8 protein-coding genes are annotated in these 8,999 nt (G+C 38.6%); 3 read left to right on the forward strand and 5 right to left on the reverse strand.

Going from position 1 to position 8,999, the window contains the following annotated elements:
- Positions 1–66: 66 nt before the first annotated feature.
- A complete protein-coding gene (rsmD, locus tag KP713_RS08720; protein ID WP_215770410.1) occupies positions 67–648 on the forward strand; it encodes a 16S rRNA (guanine(966)-N(2))-methyltransferase RsmD in 582 nt (193 codons plus the stop codon).
- Positions 649–658: 10 nt separating this feature from the next.
- Positions 659–1,141, forward strand: coding sequence for a tRNA (uridine(34)/cytosine(34)/5-carboxymethylaminomethyluridine(34)-2'-O)-methyltransferase TrmL (gene trmL, locus KP713_RS08725; protein ID WP_215770411.1), 483 nt, complete (start codon positions 659–661; stop codon positions 1,139–1,141).
- A gap of 50 nt (positions 1,142–1,191) precedes the next feature.
- Here trmL and ygfZ read toward each other — a convergent pair whose 3' ends face one another.
- A complete protein-coding gene (gene ygfZ, locus KP713_RS08730; protein WP_215770412.1) occupies positions 1,192–2,031 on the reverse strand; it encodes a CAF17-like 4Fe-4S cluster assembly/insertion protein YgfZ in 840 nt (279 codons plus the stop codon).
- Positions 2,032–2,040: 9 nt separating this feature from the next.
- Complete coding sequence (locus tag KP713_RS08735; RefSeq protein WP_215770413.1) at positions 2,041–2,904, reverse strand: YicC/YloC family endoribonuclease; 864 nt, start codon at positions 2,902–2,904, stop codon at positions 2,041–2,043.
- Positions 2,905–3,089: 185 nt separating this feature from the next.
- Here KP713_RS08735 and KP713_RS08740 point away from each other — a divergent pair, with 185 nt between their 5' ends.
- Positions 3,090–4,292 (forward strand): aromatic amino acid transporter, encoded by a 1,203-nt coding sequence (locus KP713_RS08740; protein WP_215770414.1) that lies wholly within the window; start codon positions 3,090–3,092, stop codon positions 4,290–4,292.
- A gap of 99 nt (positions 4,293–4,391) precedes the next feature.
- Here the strand turns inward: KP713_RS08740 and KP713_RS08745 are convergent, their stop codons facing one another.
- The 3 genes from KP713_RS08745 to KP713_RS08755 form a co-directional block, all read right to left on the reverse strand.
- Complete coding sequence (locus tag KP713_RS08745; RefSeq protein ID WP_065264898.1) at positions 4,392–4,943, reverse strand: TIGR00645 family protein; 552 nt, start codon at positions 4,941–4,943, stop codon at positions 4,392–4,394.
- Positions 4,944–5,089: 146 nt separating this feature from the next.
- Positions 5,090–6,676 (reverse strand): DNA recombination protein RmuC, encoded by a 1,587-nt coding sequence (locus KP713_RS08750; RefSeq protein ID WP_215770415.1) that lies wholly within the window; start codon positions 6,674–6,676, stop codon positions 5,090–5,092.
- Between the two features lie 128 nt (positions 6,677–6,804).
- A partial coding sequence (locus KP713_RS08755) for a YadA family autotransporter adhesin (protein ID WP_215770416.1) occupies positions 6,805–8,999 on the reverse strand: 2,195 nt, incomplete at its 5' end.

The raw sequence follows: 8,999 nt of genomic DNA on the forward strand, positions 1-8,999 counted from the left end.
AATGTCGTTTATTCTAGCAAAAAATCGTCTAAACTAAGCAAAATTTTCAATAAAAATCGAATCTTTATGAAAAAAATACAAACGCCAAATGCAAAGGGCGAGGTTCGCATTATTGCTGGACTGTGGCGAGGGCGAAAACTTCCAGTATTAAATTCAGAAGGCTTACGCCCAACTGGCGATAGAGTGAAAGAAACGCTTTTTAATTGGTTAATGCCTTATATTCACCAGTCTGAATGTTTAGATGGCTTTGCAGGGAGCGGCTCATTAGGTTTTGAGGCACTTTCTCGCCAAGCGAAAAAGGTGACTTTTTTAGAATTAGATAAAACCGTCGCCAATCAATTAAAAAAGAATTTACAAACGCTAAAATGCTCATCAGAACAGGCTGAAGTGATTAATCAAAGTAGTTTGGATTTTCTAAAACAGCCACAAAATCAACCGCACTTTGATGTAGTTTTTTTAGATCCACCCTTTCATTTTAATTTGGCAGAACAAGCAATTAACTTGCTTTGTGAAAATAATTGGCTAAAACCCAATGCGTTAATTTACGTAGAAACAGAGAAAGACAAACCGCTCATCACACCTGAAAACTGGATGTTATTGAAAGAAAAAACAACGGGAATGGTGAGTTATCGTTTATATCAGAATTAGAGAAAAAATTATGTTAGATATCGTTTTATATGAACCAGAGATCCCACAAAATACCGGTAACATTATCCGCCTTTGTGCTAACACAGGATTTCGCTTGCACTTAATTGAACCGCTAGGTTTCACCTGGGATGATAAACGCTTACGCCGCTCAGGTTTGGATTATCACGAATTTGCGGAAATCAAACGCCACAAGACTTTTGAAGCCTTTTTAGAAAGCGAAAAACCCAAACGTCTCTTTGCACTTACAACAAAAGGTAGTCCAGCACATAGCCAGGTTAAGTTTGAACTTGGGGATTATTTAATGTTTGGGCCCGAAACTCGCGGCATTCCAATGTCAATTTTAAATGATATGCCGATGGAACAAAAAATCCGTATTCCAATGACAGCCAATAGCCGCAGTATGAACTTGTCTAATTCGGTCGCAGTAACGGTTTATGAAGCGTGGCGACAATTAGGCTATGAAGGTGCAATCAATTTACCTGAATCCAAATAAAAAATAGGTGATCGATAAAATCAACTCAATCACCCGTTTTTTAAACTGCCTTATTCACCCAGTGAGTAAGGCAATACGACATACTCCAGCGGTACCCCATTTAGTAAGCGAAATTTTTGTTTAGCTATCGTGTTGTTATTCATCACAACTTGCAACCATAAAACACCGTCTAAATTGACCGCACTTGTAATCGTGCCTGTTTTTCGCCAATTAGATTCAATCTGCATTTCGATTTCACTGCCAATTTCCGCTTCCTGCTGGGTTTGTGCTTTAAAGACAAACATTGCACGTTTATTCGCACCACGATATTTCGCACGAGCCACCGTTTCTTGCCCAATATAGCAACCTTTGGTAAAAGAAATGGCTTGCTCAATAGCCTGTAAATTTAGCACTTGTGGAATAAATTCATTTTGCGTTTGCGGGCTTAAATTTGGCAAGCCTGCTTGAATATCGGCTACATCCCAAATTTTTTTATCGCCATTAAAATTCACAGGTAATTCAGTTTCATTCAATAAAATTGAACGCAGCCCATCAATTTCCCATGAAAAGTGCGGTGTAATTTTTCCACATTTTTCACCTATCACGCCAATAATTTGCCAATCACGTAAATCAAAACTAACTTTTGAAAATACCGCATATTTTTTCAAGGCATCTAGCCCGCTTGGCAAAAGATCTTTCTTAATGAGTAAAAAGAATTGCTCACTACTTACTTTAAACAAACGATAAATTGCATTCATTTTACCTTTTGGATCGCAGTGAGCTGTAAGTGTTGTTGCTCCACTTGCTAATCGCACAACATCCGTGGTTAACTGCCCTTGCAAATATTTTTCTGCATCCGCACCATGTACCTCAATCAGTTGATATTGAGTAAGAGAAATAAATTGAGACATTCTGCTTTCCTATTCTAAATTCTGGATTTGCTCACGCATTTGCTCTATAAGCACTTTTAGCTCAACTGCAGAAGCCGTGATATCCGCATTAATGGATTTAGACGCAAGCGTATTCGATTCACGATTCAACTCTTGCATCATAAAATCTAATTTACGACCAACTGCACCGCCTTTTTTCAAAATATTCGTAGTTTCTTTCACGTGCATTTGTAAACGATCGAGCTCTTCCGCCACATCAACGCGTTGAGCGAATAAAATCATTTCTTGTTCCACACGTTGAGGATCAAGATTAACTTGAGCATCTTCAAAACGCTGCAATAAACGTTCACGTTGCCATTGTAAAACTGCCGGCATTTGTGACCGCACTTTATCTACTTCCACAGTAATAGCGTCTAAGCGTTGTTGAATAATATCGTTCAGTTTTTCCCCTTCGCGACCACGCATTGCAATAAAATCCGTCAGTAAATCATCAAAGGCTGTCAACAAATCTTGACTAATCGCATCTAGGTCTTGTTCTTGCGCTTCCACCACACCAGGGTAACGCAACACGTCCGTCAAATTAATTTCACCTTCTCCAGCCTGAGCTTTAATCCATTGCAAAGATTGAATCACTTGATTCGCAAGCTCTTTATTTAAATTTAATTCAGCATTTGTTTGTTTTTTTATTTCAATGCGCAAAGAACATTCAATTTTACCGCGAGTAAGACTTTGACGAAGTTTCTCACGCAACGTGTTTTCTAATCCGCGAAATTGCTCGGGCAAACGAAAAAAGTTTTCTAAATAGCGTTGGTTAACGGAACGAATTTCCCATACTGCATCGCCCCAATCTTTTTTCACTTCAAGGCGTGCAAAGGCGGTCATACTGTAAATCATAAGCTCTCCTATTTTGTCTTAGCTTTGTCTTAGTTGATTCGCTAAGTATTTTAACGAGATGAACACAGAAAGGGAAAAGAAAAGTGCGGTGAATAATAAAGATATTTTGTATTCTATTATTTACATAATGTAAATTTTAAAATACAATAAGTGTAAATTTTAAATTACACCATAAGGAAGCAAACATGAACAAAACTATAGGCAGCACACTTCTCGTTGCCGGTACGATGATTGGCGCGGGAATGCTGGCTATGCCACTCACTTCCGCCGGTATCGGATTCGGCTTTACTTTAGTCTTATTATTAGGGCTTTGGGCATTATTAACTTTTAGCGCACTTTTATTCGTTGAGCTCTATCAAACTGCGGAAAGTGATGCGGGTATCGGTACACTCGCTGAACAATATTTTGGTAAAGCAGGACGCATTATTGCCACGGCAGTGCTCATTATTTTCTTATACGCATTAATTGCCGCCTATGTCAGCGGTGGCGGTTCACTACTAAAAGATTTATTACCAGAAAGTTTTGGCGATAAAGTTAGCATCTTATTATTTACCGTGATTTTTGGTTCATTTATCGTCATCGGTACACATAGCGTAGATAAAATTAATCGTGTGTTATTTTTTGTAATGCTTGCGGCCTTTGCTGTGGTGTTAAGCTTAATGTTGCCAGAAATCAAATTTGATAACTTAATGGCGACGCCAATTGATAATGCTTTAATTATCTCTGCAAGCCCTGTCTTTTTCACGGCATTTGGTTTCCACGGTTCCATTCCAAGTTTAAATAAATACTTAGATGGCAACGTAAAAGCATTACGCATTTCTATTTTGGCGGGTTCAGCAATTACCCTTTGCGCTTATATTTTGTGGCAAATGTCGACGCACGGCTTGCTCACACAAAATGAGTTCTTACAAATTTTAAAAGAAGATGCCACCTTAAATGGCTTAGTAAAAGCAACGCTTGCTATCACTGGCAGTAACATTATCGCAGGTGCGGTAAAATTATTCTCAACTTTGGCGCTGGTTACTTCTTTCTTAGGCGTAGGGCTTGGATTGTTGGAATGTATCGAAGATTTATTAAAACGATCCTTTAATATTTCTGCAGGGCGTATCTCACTTGGCTTAATGACGTTCATTCCACCACTCGTCTTTGCGCTTTTCTATCCTGAAGGTTTTATTTTAGCACTAGGCTACGCAGGTCAAATGTTTGCATTCTATGCCGTAGTATTACCAGTTAGCCTTGTTTGGAAAGCTCGTCGAACTCACACCAATTTGTCATACAAAGTATGGGGAGGAAATCTGACTTTAATTATCGTATTGGTATTAGGCGTAATCATTACATCCATTCCATTTGCGATTCGTGCGGGTTACTTGCCATTTGTTGTGGGTTAAAAAACGAGGAAAAACCTACCGCACTTCTTGATCTCCATAAAGCAAAACGCCGTTCAATAATGAACGGCGTTTTATATTTAGATAAAGTGCGGCGAATTTTTAATGCGTTTTATGGCTTGTGCTATACAAAATTTTGTCCGTATAAGCCAAAGCAATTGCTGACACCAAAAAGCCCAAGTGCAACAACAATTGCCACATCATCGTTTTTTCTGGTGTATTGCTTGCGTTCACAAAGGTTTGCAACATATGGATAGATGAAATGCCGATAATAGACATAGAAAGTTTAACCTTCAATACCGTCGCATTTACATGGCTCATCCATTCCGGCTGATCGGGGTGATTACGCGTACGCAATTTGGAAACAAAAATTTCATAGCCACCGATAGTCACCATCACAAGCAAGTTTGCGATCATCACGACATCAATCAAATTCAGCACACCCAACATAATCGTGTTGGAATCCATCTCATTGACATTAATCACCAATGCCCATAGGCCTTTAATAAACTTATAAGAGTAGATCGCAAGAGTGACAATCAAACCCAAATAGATCGGCACTTGCAACCAGCGACTAGCAAAAATTATTTTCGCGATAATATTCGATTGTTCGTTATATTTCGCATAAAGATCAACAGATTTATTTTCTTCCATTAGATTTTATTCCTAAATTAAATAGTTGGTTAAATAAATAAAAAAACTGCAGGAAGATAGCAGTTTTTTTGAAAATAGCAATAAAGAAATCGAGTTATTCTTATTTTATTTATATGTCATACTAAATCGCAGGGTAATCCTATTTTTTATTCATCTCCCGGCTCTAAGGTCGTCAATCTAGCCAAATCGATCTGATTATTCAATAACTCCACATCGGGCATCGTTTTATTCGCTTTTGCGGAAAGGGTTTTAAATCGTTCTACTTTGCCCACCAAGCCTTGTTGGCCAACAAACGCGGTTACTGTGCTGTTGTATTGGTTGCTGACAGTGGAAAGCGTATTGCCGAGCTTACTTAAACGTTCTGCGACCAAGCAAATTTGGTTATAAATTTCACCCGCTTTTTCAGCGATTTCTTTTGCCTCAGCATTACCGCGTTCGATACGCCACAGGTTTGCTACAGTGCGTAAAATCGGCATTAAGGTGGTGTGAGAAACCATAATGACATTACGTTCATAACCGTAATTAAATAAAGCAGGATCAGATTTTAAAGCCTCAATATATGCGGGTTCCACCGCAATAAACATAAGAACAAAATTCGGGCTACGCATGCCAATCAAATTACTGTAATCTTTTTTATGCAGATCATTAATATGGCTTTTCAATGCGGATATATGTTCTTTTAATAAACGCTCTCGTTCAAAATCATCGTCAGAATTCACCGCACTTTCGTAAGCCACCAATGACATTTTGCTGTCGATAATTAAGTGTTTTTCATCAGGTAAATTCAACACAAAATCAGGATAATTACGCCCGCCTTGTTCATCTTTAAAATGCGCTTGGGCACGATAATGCACATTTTCTTCAAGTCCAGCCAATTGCAAAGCTCGTTCTAATTGCACTTCACCCCAGTTACCTAAAGTTTTCTTTTCGCCTTTCAGCGCAGAAGTTAAATTACTCGCCTCTTGCGACATATTCAGGCCAATTTCCAGCACTTTTTTAATTTCCGCTTCCAAGCCTGCATTGCCCTTTACGGATTCGGAGTGAATTTCATTGACACGTTTTTGGAAACCTTCAATTTGCTCACGGAAAGGCTTGAGCAACGTTTCTAAAGCAGTTTGATTTGATTGACTAAATGAGCGACTTTTTTCATCCAAAATCCGATTGGCTAGATTTTGAAATTCCACGCTCAACTGCTGCTTAGATTGTTCAAAGTTCTGTTGTTGCGCTGAAAAATATTTTTCTTTTTCTGCTAAAGTTGTTTTCAATCCTGTTAACTCTTGAGAAAGTGCGGTCAATTTTTCGGTTAAATGTTGTTGTTCCTGTTCTTTACGAGATAACTGGCTTTGGCTATGTTGCAATTGGGCATTCAAACTTTCAGCTTGCGCAGAAGCGATCCCAAAACGTTCTTTTAATGCTGTAATTTGTTCCGCGATGGCGGAATGGCGAGCCTGCTCCTCATCTAATTCTTGGGTAAGATAGTAAATTTTTTCATCTCGTTCATTCAAGCGAATTTGTAACCCTTGGCTTTCTGTTTGAGCTTTAATAATTTGCTGTTCTAATTGATTTTTAAGGCTATTTATCCCATCAAATTTTGATGCCAGTTGATTATAGTCTTCTGTGGTTTTATGAAGTGTTTTATGAAGTAAAGCATATTTCTGCTGAAATAGAATCAGCAGTAAAATCAAGACAATAGAAACAACGCTCATCACCCATAATAACGACATATCCCACATAACTCCCCCTTTAATTTAAGGCCTGAATTGTAACATAGAAATCCGTCTATCTCCTTCCTTGGAAGGCGATAATCTCAATTAACAAAAAACCCGACTTTCGCCGGGTTTTTATTTTACTTACAAGTTAATTACCATTGGTAGCCAACACTTGCACTTGCGCCTGCATGGCCTTGTGAATTGCTGTTTACTGTGAATTTAACTCCAACTTTACCATTATCTGATAAGCGAGAGTAGCCCACCGCTAACGCATTTTGTCCACGATATGTACCTGCACCGACAGACACCATAGATTTACCTGCTGTCGTAACATGATATAACCCACCTGATGCTAAAGCACCCGCAATACCTGCACGTAAGCCTTTATCAACATTATTGATTTGATTGCTGATATTACCTGCAACATATTTCAATTGGTTTACATTCACAGCATCAGTGCCATCTTTACCTGGTGCAACATTGGTAATACGTTTATCGCCAGCGTGGATACCGTTTTCGTTGATTTTAACGTTACCTACTTTCACTTCTTTTGCAGCAGTGACAGAGTTTACTTTAATATCATCTTTCATCGATACTTTCACACCGTTTTCATCTGCAGTGGTGGTAATGTTTTTACCATCACCATTGACAGCCACCTTGCTACCTAGTTTTTTCACACCGGTGGAGCCTGTATCTGCATTAAAGGTTAAACCTTCGTTTGTTACTTTGTTGTGTGTGTCACGAATTGTGTTTTTCGTTTCGTCTGAAAGATCAACGGTATAGTCAGTCACAGTTGTTGAACCATCTTTACGTGTCTTATCAGCTTTTGTTACTTTAACGTGATCAGAACCAGCTTCAACTGCTGCAGAAGTATCATTAATACCTTTTGCACTCACTTTATAGATAGTTTGACCATTAGCACCTTTACTTGATGTCACATCAATATTATCCCCTGCGGTAACTTCAGTTTTCGCAGAGTTTAATTGTTTGACATTTACTGCATCAGTACCATTTTTACCTTCTGCAACATTGGTAATACGTGTTTCCTTATCATTACCATCAGATACTTTTAAACCTTCATCTGTTTGAGTTAATTTAACTTTTACCTTACCGGTTGTATCAGTGATGTTGATGCCCTCAACTTCAGGTGTTTTCTTAATGGAAACAGTAACAGTATCGCCATTTACTGCGGTCATTACATTTTTACCATTATCAAATTTTGTAGTATCAGTATTATCTTCACCACCTTTAATATTAACAGTTGTGTTTAACTTCGCTTTATGCGCTATACCGCTATTACCTGCGAAAGTTAATCCGCCCTCAGTAATTTTAGCTTCTACTTTATTCAATTGGTTCACATTTACTGCATCAGTACCTTTTTTACCTTCTGCAACATTGGTTATTGTGTTGCCGCCGTTGTTTAAGCCAGTATTTGTTAAAGAAACGGTTTTGCTGTCATCGTTTGAATTAGCCGGCTTAATGGTAATGCCACTATTTGTGATATTTGTTACAGCACTATTGTCCCCATCTTTAAACTCAGCAGAAGTTAAACCTTTCAGCTCTTTGGCTAATTGAACTTTCAGTTTTCCATCAACATTATTCACACCAATGTTCTTGTCAGATAATTTGTTCTTATCTGCACCACCGATAATATCGATAATGTTGTTGAGTTTTTTCGCAATCACCTTATCTTTTTGATGCTCAGTTTGACCCTCTCCTGGCTGCGCATCATCGCCAGCATATTTCACGCCATCATCAAGCGTTGCCACTTCATGCTTAATGGTCTCGGTGCTTCCAGCATCTTTAGGTGTTTCGTACACAATGCGAGTCATTGTGGTAGATTCTTTGCCGTCCTTGCCATCTTTTCCATCTACGCCAGATGGACCTTGAGCTCCCTTAATGGTTAAACCGTTTTCACCATTTTTACCATTTAAGCCGATAGAGCCGTCTTTACCGTTGATTGCAACTGCAGAACCGTCTTTACCGTTTACGCCAATAGAACCATCAATGCCATCTTTACCATTTTCGCCTTTAGCACCAATCACTACATCATCTTTCAACGCAAAACTATAAGTGTGATTTTTCGATGTTCCATCAACGGTTTGTTTCACTGTTAAGTTTTTGCCTGCATCAAAGTTGACAGTTTTGCCGTTTTCAACCTCTGTTTCAGCGGCGGTAGAACCCGTCTCTAGATGACCTGTTGCATTCGCTTTGAATCCGTAATTGTGAACAGAATCAGCCAGTGAGCTTAAATCAATCACGGCTTTTTTGTTTGCAACCTTATTGCCCTTGCCGTCTTCATACGTCATTTCAACTTGTTTCGTTGTAGCATTGTATTTGTAATGGG

This window comes from Haemophilus sp. SZY H36 (assembly GCF_018829625.1).
GTDB lineage: Bacteria > Pseudomonadota > Gammaproteobacteria > Enterobacterales > Pasteurellaceae > Haemophilus > Haemophilus haemolyticus_K.

Coding starts and splice junctions, on each gene's coding strand:
- KP713_RS08745 (WP_065264898.1), bottom strand. CDS start 4,943: ATGGAAGAAAATAAATCTGTTGATCTTTATGCGAAATATAACGAACAA.
- rsmD (WP_215770410.1), top strand. CDS start 67: ATGAAAAAAATACAAACGCCAAATGCAAAGGGCGAGGTTCGCATTATT.
- ygfZ (WP_215770412.1), bottom strand. CDS start 2,031: ATGTCTCAATTTATTTCTCTTACTCAATATCAACTGATTGAGGTACAT.
- KP713_RS08735 (WP_215770413.1), bottom strand. CDS start 2,904: ATGATTTACAGTATGACCGCCTTTGCACGCCTTGAAGTGAAAAAAGAT.
- KP713_RS08750 (WP_215770415.1), bottom strand. CDS start 6,676: ATGTGGGATATGTCGTTATTATGGGTGATGAGCGTTGTTTCTATTGTC.
- trmL (WP_215770411.1), top strand. CDS start 659: ATGTTAGATATCGTTTTATATGAACCAGAGATCCCACAAAATACCGGT.
- KP713_RS08740 (WP_215770414.1), top strand. CDS start 3,090: ATGAACAAAACTATAGGCAGCACACTTCTCGTTGCCGGTACGATGATT.